The organism is Streptomyces sp. NPDC001985 (assembly GCF_040296845.1).
Taxonomy (GTDB): Bacteria; Actinomycetota; Actinomycetes; order Streptomycetales; family Streptomycetaceae; genus Streptomyces.
In genome coordinates this window covers 55043-71063 of record NZ_JBEOYB010000043.1, presented here as the reverse complement: position 1 = coordinate 71063, position 16021 = coordinate 55043, and the positions used below count along the sequence as shown (strand labels likewise).

Sequence of the window (16021 nt, the reverse complement as noted above, 5' to 3'; positions counted from 1 at the left end):
CCGGTGCCGTGGATCGCGAGGCGGAGGAGGGAGCCCACGCGGAGCGCCGGCGACCGACGACAACGCGGCGAGGCGCGGTGCCAGGGCTCGCGAGCCCTGGCACGATCCGAAAGAGACGGCCCAGGAGAGGGCGCCCCGGTCAGGAGGAGGCGGCCGGGGAGGAGCCGCCCTGCTTCATCAGCTCCTTGAACTCGACCGTCTCCGAGGCCGGGGGCCTCTCCGCCGAGACCTTGGTGCCGTAGTCGCTGTAGAAGACGGTGGAGTTGAACGAGCCGGTCTTCATCTTCCCGCTCTCCACCTTCTTCACCAGCAGATTCTCCTTGTCGACCCAGATGTCGACCTTCTGCGTGGTGATCCCGGCGGTGGCGAGCTGCTTCTTGAACGTCTCCAGTTCCTTGGCGCCCAGCTCGCTGTTGGCGGTGCTCAGCTCGGCCACGTCGATCGTGCCCGAGTACCGGGTGGCGGAGACGCCGCGCACCGACTCCTCACCGGCCTTCTTCACATCACCCGAGGCCAGCAGGGCCTTGACCGCCTGCTGCGGGGTGCTGTTCTGGAGCTGGTCCTTGAGCACGCTGCCGGACGGGCCGGCCATCGCCGCGAGGTCGTCGTAGGTGTAGCTGATCCAGGGCTTGCCGTTCATCTGGCGGGCGACGGTCTCGCCCATGTTCACGACGTACCCGTCCTTGAAGTAGCGGGTCTCCATGGGGCCGGTGACACCGGACTGCTTCATGGTCTCGGCCATGGTGCCACCGGTGTAGGTGATGTCCATGGTGCCGCTGAGGCCGTCGGACCAGTCAATGGCCCCGGCCTGCTTCATCGACATCATCTCGCCCATGACCGTGGTGCCCTCGATCTTCGCCGAGTCGGCACCGCCGGTCTTCGCCTGGACGTCCCGCAGCGCGGCTATCGGGTCGGCCTTCAGCAGGCCGCCGTTCTCCAGGCCGTCGGACTTCTTGCCGCTGCCCTCGCCGTCCGAACCGCCGCAGGCGGCAACCGATGTCAGAGCCGCGGCCACCGCTGCCGAAACAGCCAGGCACCGGATGGTCTTCGCCTTCATTTTCCGTCCCCTCGTCGTGTGCTTCCACGCTAACGCCGGGCACTGACAACGCTCCGTTCCAGCACCGGATGCGCACAAGGGTGTTACGAACACCGAGAACAGCGAGAACACCGGGAACACCGCGAGCACCGAACCGCCGGTGCGGCCCCGGCCGGGCAGAGCGCCGTCCACCCGCCCTGTCCGCCTTTCGCCACGCCGGGTGGACCTCCTCCGCTCCTTCCGTCAGGATGCGGCAGATGAGCCCCAGCGGAGCGTGCGCGGTGTGCGGGAGCGGGATACCCAGGCAGGCCAACCGCGTTGGCAGACCGGCGAGTTACTGTTCGGGAGCCTGCCGCCAGCGCGCCTTCCGCAGACGCGCCGCCATCTCCCCCGCCACAGGCACCGCCACCGGCACCCCGACCGGACCGGCCACCGGCCCCGGCGGCGCCGGCCGCCCCCTCCCCGGCAGCGAGCCGGCCCGCCCGCTCGACTCGTTCGTCGGCCGCCGCCGCGAGCTGGCCCGGCTGCGGACGCTCCTGCGCACCTCCCGGCTGCTGACCCTCACCGGCCCCGGCGGCGCGGGAAAGACCCGGCTCGCCCTCGAATTCGCCCGTCGGCTGCGCCGCGGCACCCGGCTGGCCCGGCTGGACTCGGTCCGCACCGGGGACGAGCTGCTGGGCGCCGTCGCCGCCGCCCTCGGCGCCGGGGAGCGCGGCCGGCGCAGCGGAATCGATCTGCTCGCCCATGCCCTCGGCGACCACCCGGCGCTGCTCGTCCTCGACAACTGCGAGCATCTGGCCGAGGAGTGCGCACAGCTGGCCGGAGAGCTGCTCGGCCGCTGCCCCCGGCTGCGGATCGTCGCGACCAGCCGGGAGGTGCTGCGGGTCCCCGGCGAGGTGGTGCTGCGCGTCGGCGAGCTGTCCCTGACCGCCACCGGCACCGACCCCGTACCGGACGCGGTCCGCCTCTTCGTGGAGCGCGCCGCCGACCGGCTGCCCGGCTTCGCGCTGACCGGCGCCAACGCCGCCACGGTCGGCGAGATCTGCCGGCGGCTCGACGGGATGCCGCTCGCGATCGAGCTGGCGGCCCGGCGGATCGGGGCGCTCCCGCCCGGCGGGATACTCGCCGGTCTCGACGACCAGCTCAGCCTGCTCACCGACGGCAGCAGAACCGGCCCGGGGCGCCATCGCGAGCTGTCGGCGGTGATCGACTGGAGCCATCGGCTGCTCGACGCGCGGGAGCAGGCGGTCTTCCGCAGGCTCTCCGTGCTGGCCGGCGGCTTCGACGCCGAGGCCGCCGCCGCCGTCTGTGTGGACCCCGCCGACCCGGCCCCCGAGGTGCTGCGGACGCTGTGCGCGCTGGAGGACAAGTCGCTGCTGGTCCGCCAGTCCGGCGACCCGGACCGGGCCCGGTTCCGGCAGTTGGGCGCGATCCGGGCGTACGCCCTGGCCCGGCTCGCCGACTCCGGGGAGCTGGAGCGCACCTGGGAGCGGGCGGTGGCCCGGCTCACCGCGCTGGCCGAGCCGGCGCCCGGCCAGGTCTTCCCGGACTTCGCGCAGGGGGTGCGGAGCCGGGAGCGGGAGAATCTCGCGGCGGCCGTCGACCACTGCGCGTCCCGGGGGCGGGGCGCGCACCCCCGGCTCACGATCGCCCTGGCCCGGCTCCACTTCAGCGAGGAGCGCCCCAGCGCCGCCCGGGCCCTGCTGGACCGGCTGCCCGTGCGGGACACGCCGTACGAGGGTGAGGCGTACGCCCTCGCGTCCCGGGCCGCCAGCCACCAGGCGGACACGGTCGCCGCCCTCCGTCTCGCCGGGCTCGCGGTGGCGGCCGAGCGGCGCCGGGGGAACCCCGCGGGGCTCGCCGACGCGCTGAACGCCCGCGCGGGCGCCCTGCTCAACCGGCAGGACTTCGCCGCCGCCGTCGACGACTTCGCCGAGTGCCTCGCCGTGGTCACCCCTCTCGGCCGCCCCCTCGACGAGGCGTCCTGCCGCCACCATCTGGCCTGGGCGCTGCTGCACACCGGCGCGGCGGCCGAGGCGGACGCGCTGATGCGGCACTGTCTGCCGGTGCTGCGCGACCACCCCGTCTGGCGCAGCACGGTCGCCGCGCTGCACACCGCCGGTGCCGTACGGCTGGCCCTGGACGACGACGCGTCGGCGGGGGAACTGTTCGCGCGGGCGCTGCGGCTGGTGCCGGGGATGAGTTTCCACGCGCTGTATCCGCTGGAGGGTCTGGCGGTCGTCGCGGCGCGGCAGGGGGCGATGAAGCGCTCGCTGCGGCTCTTCGCGGCGGCGGCGAAGGCCCGCGCCCGGCTGGACACCGAGCCGGAGGCCGCCTGGCGGCACCGGATCGAGGGGGCGATGGCCACGGCGGCCGGCGCGCTGCCGCCCTCCGCCCGGGACAGCGCCAGTTCGGCGGGGCGCAGGCTGGACTGGGCCCAGTTGGTGGCGTACGCGCTGGAGGTGCGGCCGGTGGCGGGGTCCGGGAGGGCGGGGCGCGTCCCGGGGGAGCCGGACCCGCCCCGGCGCGGCCCGGGGCTCTCCGGGCCGGCCCCCGGCGCCCGGGGCCCCGACGACGGCCCTGGCCGGCCGCGCCCCCGGAGCCGGGCCGCGGGCACCCGGCCGGGCGGCGCGGGCGAGCCGGGCGCCGTGTCCCGTGCGCCGGGCTCCCGGCGCCCCGGGCGCGGGCCGGGCGGCGCGAATCCGGAGAGCGGCGGTGAGCCGGGGGCCGCGTCCCGGCCGGCGCGGGACACCCGCTCCCCGGCGACCGGGAGGCCCCCGGAAGCGACGGCACCGGACCCGGCGCCCGGACCGGCGCCCGGACCGGCGAGAGGACCGGCGAGAGGACCGGCGAGAGGACCGGCGCCCGGACCGGCCAGAGGACCAGCGCCCGGACCGGCGCCCGGGCCGGCAACCGGGCCGGCGACCGGACCGGCGACCGGCCAGGGGCAGGAACCCGGCGGGCACGGCGCGGCCCCCGGCGCCCCCTGGCCGGAGGCGGTCCGGCCACCACCGTCCGGCCCGCGCCCGGGGGTCGCCCTCACCCCGCTCACCGCCCGCGAGTACACCGTCGCCGGTCTGGTCGCCGAGGGGCTGACCAACCGGGAGGTCGCCGGGCGGCTGGGGGTATCGGCGAGTACCGTCGCCACCCATCTCGACCATGTGCGGGACAAGCTCGGCCTGCGCTCCCGCACCCAGATCGCGCTCTGGGTGGACCGGACCAGGCCCCGCCCCACGCAAGGCCCCGGCCCCAGTCCCGGTCCCGGGCCCAGTCCCGGTCCCGGTTCCAGTCCCAGTCCCGGTTCCAGTCCCGGTTCCAGTCCCGGTTCCAGTCCCAGTCCCGGTCCCGGTCCCGGCTCCGGCTCCGGCTCCGGCTCCGGCCCACGGAAGCCGGGCGGAGTTTCGTAACGCGTCCGTACGCGTGCGCGTACGCGTCCGTCCCACCGGTCATCCGGCCGATCCGCTCCCGCGCCCCGGCCGTCAGGCTGGCCGCGCAGGGCACTTCCGGGGCGCCCCGCCCGAGTTCCGGGGGTGTCCTGCCCCGAGACCCGAGGAGATCGCGCACATGCGCCTTGAGCACCCAGCGAACGGCGGGCCCGGCAGTGACGCCGAACCACCGCCGCCGGACTCCAGACGATCCTTCATCCGGGCCGGTTCGGTCACGGTGATGACCGCTGCCGCCCTCGGCGCGGCCGGTGCGGCGGCCACCCCGGCCGCCCCCCGCTCCCCCGTGGAGGAGGCCCGCCGCGCCGGGCGCCCGGCGCCCCTCACCCCCGCCTGCGACGGTCATGAGACCCCGGCGGCGGTGGAGGGCCCGCTCTTCAAGCCGCACTCCCCCGAGCGCACCGATCTGCGCACCCCCGGCACCCGGGGTGTACGGCTGGAGCTGACCGGAACCGTGTACGACACGGCCTGCCGCGCGATTCCCGGCGCGCTCATCGAGTTCTGGCAGTGCGACCAGAACGGCGACTACGACACCACCGGGTTCTCGCTGCGCGGCCACCAGTTCAGCACCGGGAGGGGCGCCTTCACCCTCCGTACCATCGTCCCCCGCGACTACGCGGGCCGCTGGGGCACCCGGGCGCCCCATATCCATACGCGCATCCAGGCTCCGGGCGGCCCCGCGCTGATCACCCAGCTGTACTTCCCGGACAACACCCTGGCGTACGGAAGGGACTTCGCCGTGCTCAACGCCTCCGACCAGCTCATCAACCGGGCCTGCACCATCGCCCTGACGGGTCCGGCGGGCGGCGCCTACCGCGGTGCGTTCGACTTCGTCGTCAAGACCGCCGCGGCGAGGGGGCAGCAGCGATGAGGAGGACGCATCCGCGCTGGCCCGTCCTGGCCGCGGCGCTCACCGCGGGGCTCATCGCGACCAGCGGGGTGATCGCCTCGGAGAGCGCCAGGGACGGTTCGCCGGAACGCCGGGGCGCCGCCCCGGTGCCGGCCGCCGAGCCCGCGTTCTCGGCGGCGGACGGACGGTGGCAGCGGACCGACGTACCGGTGGGAAGGGGGGATCTGACCGCGGTGGCCGCGCTCGACTCGGAGCGGGTGTGGGCCGTCGGCTACCGGCTGATCGGCAACTCCGTCGGGCAGCCGGTGGCCCTGCGCTGGGACGGCAGGTCCTGGACGGAGGAGTCCCGGCTGCCCGCCGGCTCCTGGCCCCAGACCCTGGCGGTACGGTCCCCGGACGACATCTGGGCGGCCGGTTCCGGTACGGCCCACTGGAACGGCGCCTCCTGGACCTCCCACGCCCCGGCCGCCGAGCCGGGCGGCGGCCGGGTGGTCCCGGAGGCCCTGGCGACGGGCCCCGACGGCGCGGTGTGGATGGCCGGGCGGGCGGTGCCGGGCTCGGTCAAGAACGGGGTGCCCTCGGTCCAGTCGTGGAACGGCTCGGGGTGGGAGCGGCACGCGCTGCCCGATGTGGGTACGGGAGAGCTGACCGCGATCACGGTCATCGCCCCGGACGACGTGTGGGCCGTGGGCACGTCCTTCGCGGACGGGAGCGGGGCGCAGAGCGCGCTGGCGCTGCACTGGGACGGCCGTGCCTGGAAGCGGGTGGAGGCTCCGGCGGCGCCGGTGGGCGAGCACCGCTGGTTCGGCGGGATCAGCGCGGCGGGTCCGGACGGGACGGTGTGGGCGGTCGGCGGGAGGGTGGCCCCGGATGGTTCGGAGCGGCCGTTCACGGCCCGTTGGAACGGCCGGGGCTGGGTGGCGGTGCCCGCTCCGCGGATCGCGGACGGGAGGTTGCGGGCGGTGAGCCGGGACGCGGACGGGACGGTGTGGGCGGCGGGGGGCAAGGGGGCGGTGTCGGTGGTGCTCCGGTGGGATGAGGGGGAGCGGAGGTGGGAGCGGGGGGCTGATCCGGGCGTGGTGATCCGCGGCTTCGCCGCGGTGCCGGGTGCGGACACGCTCTGGACGGTCGGCCTCTCCAACCGAGCCGACCTCACCCCCGCGGCCACCCGCCTCACCGGATAACCCTCCCGCCCCGCCCTTGGTCCTCAACCTCCCCCAGAGCTTCCTCTGGGAGGTGCCCCCAGACAGGCTGCGTCTCTCAGCCCCCCGGGCGGCGCCCGGGCCGGGGCAGGGGGAAAAGCAGGGGCCCGGCCCGTGGGGTGAGCACGGGCCGGGCCCCTGAAAGCACTACCGGTGAATCAGCTCGCCGAGTCCTGCGACTCCTGCGCGCGCTCCCGCATCTTCCGCAGCAGCTCCGCCTTCTGATCCGCGGCAACCTTCCGGTTCGCCTCCGGCGTCGGACCCTGCCCCTGCTGTTCGGCACGCGACAGCTTCTTGCGCTGTCCGCCTACGCCGAGGAGATTATTGCGGCTCTTGGCCATGGGGTTCTCCCATTCGTGGTGAGAAGTGACTGAGGAATCGTCAGATGAGGACGGGGACGGGCCGCCGCTCTCTCACTCGTAGATCTGGAAGAACGAAGAAGACATGCGGGTGACATTACAGCCCCACCGAACCCACCCGCACCCGAATTTCCCCCCGGCACACCCCCCGAACACCGGAAGGACCCCCGGACCGTCCAGGTCCGGGGGTCCTTCAGAACCCGGGTGCGCGCGATCAGCAGCCGAGCAGCCGCGCGCCCAGGTACGCCTGGATCTGGTCCAGCGAGACCCGCTCCTGCGTCATGGTGTCGCGCTCACGCACGGTCACCGCGTTGTCGTCGAGGGTGTCGAAGTCGACCGTCACGCAGAACGGCGTACCGATCTCGTCCTGGCGGCGGTAGCGGCGCCCGATCGCGCCGGCGTCGTCGAACTCGATGTTCCAGTTCTTGCGCAGGTCCGCCGCGAGCCCCTTCGCCTTCGGGGAGAGCTGCGGGTTCCGCGAGAGCGGCAGCACGGCCACCTTCACCGGCGCCAGGCGCGGGTCGAGCCGCATCACGGTGCGCTTCTCCATGACGCCCTTGGCGTTCGGCGCCTCGTCCTCGTTGTACGCGTCGAGCAGGAACGCCAGCATCGCGCGCCCGACACCGGCCGCGGGCTCGATGACGTACGGCGTCCAGCGCTCGCCGGCCTCCTGGTCGAAGTACGACAGGTCGTGGCCGGACGCCTTGGAGTGCGCGGAGAGGTCGTAGTCCGTGCGGTTGGCGACGCCCTCCAGCTCACCCCACTCGTTGCCGCCGAACTGGAAGCGGTACTCGATGTCGGCGGTGCGCTTGGAGTAGTGGGAGAGCTTCTCCTTCGGGTGCTCGAACCACCGCATGTTCTCCTCGCGCATACCGAGGTCGCGGTACCAGTTCCAGCGCTGCTCCATCCAGTACTCCTGCCACTCCTCGTCCTCGCCCGGCTTGACGAAGAATTCCATCTCCATCTGCTCGAACTCACGGGTGCGGAAGATGAAGTTGCCAGGCGTGATCTCGTTGCGGAACGACTTGCCCATCTGGGCGATGCCGAACGGCGGCTTCTTGCGCGAGGTCTGCTGCACCTGGCCGAAGTTGGTGAAGATGCCCTGGGCGGTCTCGGGGCGCAGATAGGCGACCGAGCCGGAGTCCTGGGTGGGGCCGAGGTGGGTGGAGAGCAGGCCGGAGAACTGCTTCGGGTCCGTGAAGGTGCCCTTGTTGCCGCAGTTGGGGCAGTTGAGGTCGGCGAGGCCGTTCTCGGGGCCGCGGCCGTTGTGCTTCTCCTCGTACGCCTCGATGAGGTGGTCGGCGCGGTAGCGCTTGTGACAGGAGGTGCACTCGGTGAGCGGGTCGGAGAAGGTCGCGACGTGACCGGAGGCCTCCCAGACCTCGCTGGCCAGGATCACCGACGAGTCGATGCCGACGACGTCCTCGCGGGAGGTGACCATGTAGCGCCACCACTGGCGCTTGAGGTTCTCCTTCAGCTCGACGCCCAGCGGTCCGTAGTCCCAGGCGGCGCGCTGACCGCCGTAGATCTCACTGCACGGGTAAACAAAGCCACGGCGCTTGCTGAGGCTGACGATGGTGTCGATCTTGTCGGCGGCCACGGTGCTCTCTTCATAGATGACGACGACGGACGGCGAACGCTCAGATTACCGGCGTGCGCACCCCTGGGATCAAATCGGTTGGCAGGTGAACCGGAATCGGGACGCGCGGCCCGCCCCCGGAGCCCGTCCGCACGGGCCCCCGATCACCCTCCGACCGAGCGTGAACCATCTCCGGACCGACTTTGTTGACAATCGTTTCCACTTTTGTTGAAAATGACTGTCATGAACGTACGCCGCCTCATACGCACCACCGCCACCGCCGGAGCCCTCGCCCTCGGCCTGACGGCGGTCTCCGCCTGCGCCTCCACGGACTCCGGAGACGGCAAGGAGGACGGGAAGCTCAAGGTGACGGCGTCGTTCTACCCCATGCAGTTCCTCGCCGAGCGGGTCGGCGGCGATCATGTCTCGGTCTCCACCCTGACCAAGCCGGGTGTCGAGCCGCACGATCTCGAACTGAAGCCCCGGCAGACCGCCGAGCTGGGCGAATCCGGCTACATCCTCTACCTCAAGGGCCTCCAGCCCGCCGTGGACAAGGCCATCGAGCAGTCCGGTGTGAAGCACCGCACCGACGCCGCGACCCTCACCGCGCTGGAGACCCACGGGAGCGACCACGCCCACGAGGGCGAGGAGGGCCACGACCACGCCCACGGCGGCGAGGAGGAGGGCCACCAGGACCACGGGAGCCACGAGGGCCACGATCACAGCACCGAGGCCGGCGGCGACCCCCACATCTGGCTCGACCCGGTGAAGTACGCCGAGGTCGCCAAGGGGGTCGGCAAGGCCCTCGCCAAGGCCGACCCGGCCAACGCCAAGGCGTACGAGAAGAACGCGGACACCCTGGTCGGCGAGCTGACCGCGCTGGACACCGCGTACCAGCGGGGCCTGGGCAAGGCGGCCGGGAAGACCTTCATCACCACCCACACCTCCTTCGGCTACCTCGCCGAGCGGTACGGCCTCGACCAGGAGGGCATCACCGGCATCAGCCCCGACGCCGAGCCGAGCCCCGCCCGGATCAAGGAGCTCCAGTCCATCGCGGAGAAGGAGAAGGTCACCACGGTCTTCTTCGACAGCCTCGCCAGCGACCGGGCCGCGAAGACCCTCGCCGCCGACACCGGGCTGAGGACCGATGTCCTCGACCCCCTGGAGGGGATCACGGACAAGTCCAGGGGCGACGACTACATCGAGGTGATGGAGTCCAATCTCACGGCCCTGAAGAAGGCCCTGGGCGCCGCGTGAGCAGCATGAACCCTGACGAGTCGCACGAGCGGCACGAGCCGCACAAGCCGCACGAGCCCCGGCCATCGCATCAGCCGCATCAGCCGCACGACACCAGCCGAACGGAGTCCACGATGAGCGAGCCCGCCATAGCGCGGCCCGAGACGGCCCCTGTCATAGCGGTGCGCGGCGCCCGCGCCACGCTGGGCTCGCGCCCGGTGCTGCGCGGCATCGATCTGACCGTGCGGCGCGGCGAGGTGGTCGCCCTGCTGGGCGCCAACGGCTCCGGCAAGTCCACGGCCGTACGCTCCGTGATCGGCCAGATCCCCCTCACCGGCGGCGGCATCGAGCTGTTCGGCACCGAGCTGCGCCGCTTCCGCCAGTGGTCGCGGGTCGGCTATGTCCCGCAGCGCACCACCGCCGCCAGCGGGGTCCCCGCGACCGTGCGCGAGGTCGTCTCATCGGGCCGGCTCTCCCGGACCCGGCTGGGGCTGCCCGGGCGCGCGGACCGGGCGGCCGTGGACCGCGCCATCGGGCTGGTGGGCCTCGCCGACCGCGCGAAGGACTCCGTGGGCGCGCTCTCCGGCGGCCAGCACCAGCGGGTGCTGATCGCCCGCGCGCTGGCCTCCGAACCCGAACTGCTGATCATGGACGAGCCGATGGCCGGGGTGGACCTGGCCAGCCAGGGCATCCTGGCCGAAACGCTCCGTGACCAGGTCGCGGCCGGTACGACGGTGCTGCTCGTCCTCCACGAGCTGGGCGCGATCGAGCCGCTGATCGATCGCGCGGTGGTGCTGCGCGACGGCTGCGTGGTCCACGACGGGCCGCCGCCGGAGGCCGTCGGCCAGCACGCGCTGCCCGGCCACGACCATGTACATCCGCACGCGGCCGGTGAGCCGCTCCGCACGGGACTGCTGACCTGACATGGAAATCCTTGAGACCGCCTTCATGCAGCGGGCGCTGATCGCGGCCCTGCTGGTCGGCATCACCGCACCCGCCATCGGCATCTATCTGGTGCAGCGCCGGCAGGCGCTGATGGGCGACGGCATCGGCCATGTCGCGATGACCGGTGTCGGTCTCGGCTTTCTGCTCTCCACCAACCCGATCTGGATGGCGACCCTCGTCTCCGTCGTCGGCGCGGTGACCATGGAGCTGATCAGGGCGTACGGGCGCACGCGCGGCGACATCGCGCTGGCGATGCTCTTCTACGGCGGCATGGCCGGCGGTGTGCTGCTGATCAATGTCTCGGACACCGGCTCCACCGGCGATCTCGGCTCCTTCCTCTTCGGCTCGCTCTCCACGGTCTCCGACAGCGATCTCATCGCCATCGGGGCGCTCGCCGCCTTCGTGGTGCTGGTCTCGGTGGGGCTGCGCCGGCAGCTCTTCGCGGTCAGCCAGGACGAGGAGTTCGCCCGGGTCACCGGACTGCCGGTGCGGGCGCTGAATCTGCTGATCGCGGTCACGGCGGCGGTCACCGTCTCGGTCGCGATGCGGGTGGTGGGGCTGCTGCTGGTGAGCGCGCTGATGGTGGTCCCGGTGGCGGCGGCCCAGCAGCTGACCCGGTCCTTCCGGGCGACCTTCGTGGTGTCGGTGGCGATCGGCGTGGCCGTGACCCTGGCGGGCACCACCACCTCGTACTACCAGGACGTGCCCCCGGGCGCGACGATCGTGCTGCTCGCCATCGGTGTCTTCATCGCGCTGACCGCGCTGGCCACCCCGCTCGCCCGGCGCCGCGCGCGGCGCTCCGAGGCGCCGGCCTCCGGCCCCGACGGCGGGGAGCCGGGCTGCCCCGCCGGGGCCCCGGGCGCGCGCCGCTCGGGCGACGACGTCAGGGTCTGACGCCGGGCCTGGCAGAATTGGCCCCGACAGCATGACGGGGCGAAGCGAGGAGGCACCTGTGGTGACGGCGCCAAGCGGCGGAAACACCGCCCCTGTACGAGGCCGGTCGACCCGGCAGCGTGCCGCGGTCGCGGCGGCGCTGGACGAGGTGGACGAGTTCCGCAGCGCACAGGAGCTGCACGACATGCTCAAGCACCGGGGCGACTCGGTGGGGCTGACCACGGTCTACCGCACCCTCCAGTCCCTCGCGGACGCGGGCGAGGTGGATGTGCTGCGCACCAGCGAGGGGGAGTCGGTCTACCGCCGGTGCTCCACCGACGACCACCACCACCACCTGGTGTGCCGGATCTGCGGCAAGGCCGTGGAAGTGGAGGGCCCGGCGGTGGAGCAGTGGGCGGAGACGGTCGCGGCCCAGCACGGCTTCGTGAATGTCGCCCACACCGTGGAGATCTTCGGCACCTGCGCGGAGTGCGCCAGCGCCTGAGACCCCGGGCCCCGGGGGTCCCCTCGGGGCCCCGGGGGCCTCACACCCGCCGGACGCACCGGTCCAGCAGAGCCCGCAGACGGTCCGCGTCGGCGGGCTCCGCCAGACCCCGCTTGGGCAGCACACCGAGCGCGGCGGAGGTCCGGTCGGGGCTCAGCAGGACGAAGTGCTCCTCGGTCTCCCGGTAGCGGTCGAGCGTGCTCCAGCCGAAGGACTGCGAGAAGTCGGGCGAGGTGATGTGCACCCCGGCGCTGTCGACGACGGCCCGCAGCTCCCCGTACCGCTGGAACAGCCTGTACGCCTGCCGGGCCTGTGTCCGGGGGCTCAGCGCCGTCATCACCAGCAGAAAGCAGCTCAGGCCGACCAGCCCGGCCGCGAACGGGTCGAGCACCTTGCCCACGGCCTCCGCCCGCAGCCAGGCGGTGACCAGGCCGAAGACGGCGACGGACGACCAGATGACCAGTTGCAGCCGCCCGGCCGGGGTCCGCGCCAGCCGCACCCGCAGCGCGGACTCCAGGTCCCGCACGGTCGTCGTGTAGCGCAGTTCCACGGTCTCCGGGCCGGCCGCCGTCGGCAGCTCAGGCACCGTTCGGCCCCTGCACCTCGTTGGGGATCGCGCCGCCGAAGCGGCGGTCGCGCTGGGCGTACTCCAGACAGGCCCGCCACAGGTCGCGGCGGTCGAAGTCGGGCCACAGCACGTCCTGGTAGACCATCTCGGCGTAGGCGCTCTGCCAGATCAGATAGTTGGAGACGCGCTGCTCGCCGCTGGGCCGCAGGAAGAGGTCCACATCGGGCATGTCGGGGTAGTACATGTGCTTCTGGAAGGTCTTCTCATTGACCTTCGACGGGTCGAGCCTGCCCGCCGCGACCTCCTCCGCGATCCGCCGTGCCGCGTCGGCGATCTCGGCCCGGCCGCCGTAGTTGACGCAGAAGTAGAGCGTCATGGCGTCGTTGCCGACGGTCTGCTCCTGGGCGACCTGGAGCTCCTGGACGACCGACTTCCACATCTTGGGCATCCGGCCGACCCAGCGGATGCGGATGCCGAGGTCGTTCATCTCGTCGCGGCGGCGGCGGATGACGTCCCGGTTGAAGTTCATGAGGAAGCGCACCTCGTCGGGCGAGCGCTTCCAGTTCTCGGTGGAGAAGGCGTACAGGGAGAGGTTCTTGACACCGATCTCCAGACAGCCCTTGAGCACATCGAGCACGACGCCCTCGCCGACCTTGTGCCCCTCGGTGCGCGGCAGCCCCCGGCCCTTGGCCCAGCGGCCGTTGCCGTCCATGACACAGGCGATGTGGTGCGGGACCAGCTCACCGGGGATCTTCGGCGGGCGCTCGCCGGAGGGGTGCGGTTCGGGGACCTTGTACTCGCGGCGGGACCGGCCCAGAATTCCGCGTCGTGCCATGCGGCTCACTTCTCCTCGCTTGTGGGGTCACTTCTCGACGTACCGGAGCGAGCGCAGGCCGCGCTCCATGTGCCAGTGCAGATAGGCGGAGACCAGTCCGCTGCCCTCTCTGACATGGCGGGCCTCGCAGGCGTCCGCCGTGGGCCAGTCGCCGGTCAGCAGCGCGCTGAGCAGGGTGATGGCCTCGGATGACGGTACGACACTGCCCGGCACCCGGCAGTCACCGCATATGACGCCCCCGGCGGCGACGGAGAAGAAGCGGTTGGGTCCCCCGAGGCCGCACTTGGCGCAGTCGTCGAAGCTGGGCGCGTACCCGTTGACGGCGAGGGAGCGCAGCAGGAAGGCGTCGAGGACGAGGTGGGGCGCGTGCTCGCCCCGGGCGAGGGTGCGCAGCGCGCCGACGAGGAGCAGGTACTGCTGGACGGCGGGCTCGCCCTCGTGGTCGGTGAACCGCTCGGCGGTCTCCAGCATGGCGGTGCCGGCGGTGTAGCGGGCGTAGTCGGTGACGATGCCGCCACCGTACGGAGCGATGGTCTCGCTCTGGGTGCAGAGCGGGAGGCCGCGCCCGATCAGCTCGGCCCCGCGCGCGAAGAACTGCACATCGACATGGGAGAACGGCTCCAGCCGCGCCCCGAACTTCGATTTGGTCCGCCGCACCCCGCGCGCGACGGCCCGGACGCGGCCGTGCCCGCGCGTGAGCAGGGTGATGATGCGGTCGGCCTCCCCCAGCTTCTGGGTGCGCAGCACGACACCGTCGTCACGGAACAGGCTCATGGCCCCATTGTCCCGTACGGACGAGTGCCCTCCGCACGGGAGGGGCCCCTGGGGCCACGGACTCAGCCGGCGCCGGCGAACCGGTCGAGTGCCCGGAGGATGTGGTCGAGCGTGGCCTCCGAACCGAGGTGTCCGGCGTCCTCGACGACGATCAGCTCGGCGTCCGGCCAGGCCCGGGCCAGCTCCCAGGCGGTGCCGGGCGGGCCCGCCATGTCGAGCCGCCCGTGGATCAGCACCCCGGGGATGCCGGCGAGCCGCCCGGCGTCGCGGATCAGCGCGCCCTCCTCCAGCCAGGCGCCATGGGAGAAGTAGTGGGCGCAGATCCGGACGAAGGCGAGCCTGGCGGCGTCGGCGCGATCGCCGTACGGGGCGGAGGCGCCCCGGTGCTCGATGAGGAGGACCGCGTCCTCCCAGTCGCACCAGTCGGCGGTGGCCTTCGCCCGGACGGCGGGGTCGGGGTGCTCGGTCAGCCGGGCGTACGCGGCCACGATGTCCCCGTCGCGCGCTGTCCCGGGCGCCCCGGCGAGGAAGCGTTCCCACGCCTCGGGGAAGAAGCGCGCCGCGCCCCGGTAGAGCCACTCGGTCTCGGAGCGCCGGGTGGTGGTGACGGCCGGGATGACGATCTCCGAGACCCGCCCGGGGTGCGTCTCGGCGTAGGCCAGGATCAGGGTCGACCCCCAGGACCCCCCGTAGAGCAGCCACCGCTCGATCCCGAGCCGCTCGCGCAGCCGCTCCATGTCCGCGATCAGATGGGGTGTGGTGTTGTGCCGCATATCGGTGGCGGGGTCGCTCGCGTGCGGAGTGCTGCGCCCGCACCCGCGCTGGTCGAAGAGGACGATCCGGTACTTCGCCGGATCGAACAGCCTCCGCATACCGGCCCGGCACCCGGACCCGGGCCCGCCGTGCACGACGAGCGCGGGCTTGCCCTCGGGGTTGCCGCAGACCTCCCAGTAGACGTGGTTGCCGTCGCCGACATCGAGCATGCCCTGGAGATGGGGCTCGATGTGGGGGTGCGTCTCGGTCATGAGGCGTACCGGGGAGGGGTGTTGGGGGTGGCGGTGGTGCCGGCGGGTGTCATGGGCCCATCATGGCCGACCGGACGCACCCGGGCAGGCGGATTTCCGGAGAGGGAATCACCCTCTCCGGACCGTGGACTCCCCCGGGGAACGCCGGAATGGCCCGGCGCTTCCCGGGGAATACCCGTCCACCTTTCGGCGCGGATCACTTGCTCACACGACGAGTACGTCAATATGAAGAACTCGGTGGATTGATCGGGGGATCAGAGCACCTCGCCCCGGCTGCGGGCATTCGCATAAGCGTTCACCGCGCTGATCCTTTCGGTGGGAGTGGCGATCCGTACGGCCTCCGGCTCGCAATCCCATTCCAGCCCGCCGCCGAGCGGCCTGAGCTGCACATAAGGCCCTTCCGTGTCCATGACCACCCCCACCCGGCCGGTATGGGTGTCGACGGCGTACGCGCCGATGGCCACGGCGGACACCGCGTTCACCGGTCGGCTCCGCTTTCGTCCCTCCGCAGGGCGGACGTGAGCCTGCGCACCACATCGATGGAGGCCCGCCCCAGCTCAACCAGGGGGCAGGGAGCCTCCCGGGCATAGGACGAGGCTTCGACGCACAGGGACGGGAGAGTGATTCCGCTTCGTTCCAGGGCGCCGCGCAATTCCGCCACGGCGTCTTCCGCGTCGGTCATGCATTCCCGTGCGTGGCGCATTTCCCTGCCTGACATGGCACACCTTCTTCCGGCCGGGCCGATTTCACACTTCGTATTGCGACAGTGACAGCGGGGCCGCTACCTTCGC

The 16021-nt window shown here is 72.6% G+C and carries 16 protein-coding genes; 7 read left to right on the top strand and 9 right to left on the bottom strand.

All coding sequences use genetic code 11. From position 1 onward, the window contains the following. Positions 1-139 precede the first annotated feature (139 nt). Positions 140-1057 carry an SCO4651 family lipoprotein gene (locus ABT122_RS20490; protein ID WP_351553916.1) on the bottom strand — a complete coding sequence of 306 codons (918 nt, stop codon included), beginning with the start codon at positions 1055-1057 and terminating at the stop codon, positions 140-142. Between the two features lie 236 nt (positions 1058-1293). On the opposite strand from ABT122_RS20490, the gene ABT122_RS20485 reads away from it, so the two are divergent. From ABT122_RS20485 to ABT122_RS20475, 3 genes are all read left to right on the top strand, one after another. Continuing rightward, positions 1294-4443 (top strand): helix-turn-helix transcriptional regulator, encoded by a 3150-nt coding sequence (locus tag ABT122_RS20485; protein WP_351553913.1) that lies wholly within the window; start codon positions 1294-1296, stop codon positions 4441-4443. A gap of 157 nt (positions 4444-4600) precedes the next feature. Further along, on the top strand, positions 4601-5350 hold the full coding sequence (locus ABT122_RS20480; RefSeq protein ID WP_351553910.1) for a dioxygenase family protein: 750 nt from the start codon (positions 4601-4603) through the stop codon (positions 5348-5350). Then, entirely contained in the window at positions 5347-6513 is a 1167-nt protein-coding gene (locus ABT122_RS20475; protein ID WP_351553907.1) for a hypothetical protein, read from the top strand. The genes ABT122_RS20480 and ABT122_RS20475 overlap by 4 nt, the downstream gene beginning before the upstream one ends. Before the next feature lie 176 nt (positions 6514-6689). Here the strand turns inward: ABT122_RS20475 and ABT122_RS20470 are convergent, their stop codons facing one another. Together ABT122_RS20470 and ABT122_RS20465 are read right to left on the bottom strand one after the other, a co-directional pair. Next, positions 6690-6872, bottom strand: a complete 183-nt coding sequence (locus tag ABT122_RS20470; RefSeq protein ID WP_351553904.1) for a DUF6243 family protein — start codon at positions 6870-6872, stop codon at positions 6690-6692. Positions 6873-7104: 232 nt separating this feature from the next. Continuing rightward, positions 7105-8490, bottom strand: coding sequence for a glycine--tRNA ligase (locus ABT122_RS20465; protein ID WP_351553901.1), 1386 nt, complete (start codon positions 8488-8490; stop codon positions 7105-7107). 222 nt (positions 8491-8712) lie between these two features. On the opposite strand from ABT122_RS20465, the gene ABT122_RS20460 reads away from it, so the two are divergent. The 4 genes from ABT122_RS20460 to ABT122_RS20445 all read left to right on the top strand — a co-directional run bounded on the left by ABT122_RS20460 (position 8713) and on the right by ABT122_RS20445 (position 12028). Then, entirely contained in the window at positions 8713-9726 is a 1014-nt protein-coding gene (locus tag ABT122_RS20460) for a metal ABC transporter substrate-binding protein (RefSeq protein WP_351553898.1), read from the top strand. A gap of 113 nt (positions 9727-9839) precedes the next feature. Then, on the top strand, positions 9840-10628 hold the full coding sequence (locus ABT122_RS20455) for a metal ABC transporter ATP-binding protein (RefSeq protein WP_351553896.1): 789 nt from the start codon (positions 9840-9842) through the stop codon (positions 10626-10628). A gap of 1 nt (position 10629) precedes the next feature. Continuing rightward, positions 10630-11544 (top strand): metal ABC transporter permease, encoded by a 915-nt coding sequence (locus tag ABT122_RS20450; RefSeq protein WP_351553893.1) that lies wholly within the window; start codon positions 10630-10632, stop codon positions 11542-11544. Positions 11545-11602: 58 nt separating this feature from the next. Then, positions 11603-12028, top strand: coding sequence for a Fur family transcriptional regulator (locus tag ABT122_RS20445; protein ID WP_351553890.1), 426 nt, complete (start codon positions 11603-11605; stop codon positions 12026-12028). A 40-nt stretch (positions 12029-12068) separates the two neighbouring features. On the opposite strand, the gene ABT122_RS20440 is transcribed toward ABT122_RS20445, so the two are convergent. The 6 genes from ABT122_RS20440 to ABT122_RS20415 all read right to left on the bottom strand — a co-directional run bounded on the left by ABT122_RS20440 (position 12069) and on the right by ABT122_RS20415 (position 15912). Next, positions 12069-12614, bottom strand: coding sequence for a YcxB family protein (locus ABT122_RS20440; RefSeq protein ID WP_351553887.1), 546 nt, complete (start codon positions 12612-12614; stop codon positions 12069-12071). After that, on the bottom strand, positions 12607-13431 hold the full coding sequence (locus tag ABT122_RS20435) for an isoprenyl transferase (protein ID WP_351553884.1): 825 nt from the start codon (positions 13429-13431) through the stop codon (positions 12607-12609). The genes ABT122_RS20440 and ABT122_RS20435 overlap by 8 nt, the downstream gene beginning before the upstream one ends. Before the next feature lie 27 nt (positions 13432-13458). Next, entirely contained in the window at positions 13459-14205 is a 747-nt protein-coding gene (gene recO, locus ABT122_RS20430) for a DNA repair protein RecO (RefSeq protein ID WP_351553881.1), read from the bottom strand. 62 nt (positions 14206-14267) lie between these two features. Further along, the gene (gene pip, locus ABT122_RS20425; RefSeq protein WP_351553878.1) at positions 14268-15230 is read right to left on the bottom strand and encodes a prolyl aminopeptidase; all 963 of its coding nucleotides are present in this window, start codon (positions 15228-15230) and stop codon (positions 14268-14270) included. 254 nt (positions 15231-15484) lie between these two features. Beyond that, complete coding sequence (locus tag ABT122_RS20420) at positions 15485-15712, bottom strand: hypothetical protein (protein WP_351553925.1); 228 nt, start codon at positions 15710-15712, stop codon at positions 15485-15487. Then, on the bottom strand, positions 15709-15912 hold the full coding sequence (locus ABT122_RS20415; RefSeq protein WP_351553875.1) for a hypothetical protein: 204 nt from the start codon (positions 15910-15912) through the stop codon (positions 15709-15711). Before ABT122_RS20415 ends, ABT122_RS20420 begins: the two co-directional genes overlap by 4 nt. Positions 15913-16021 lie beyond the last annotated feature (109 nt).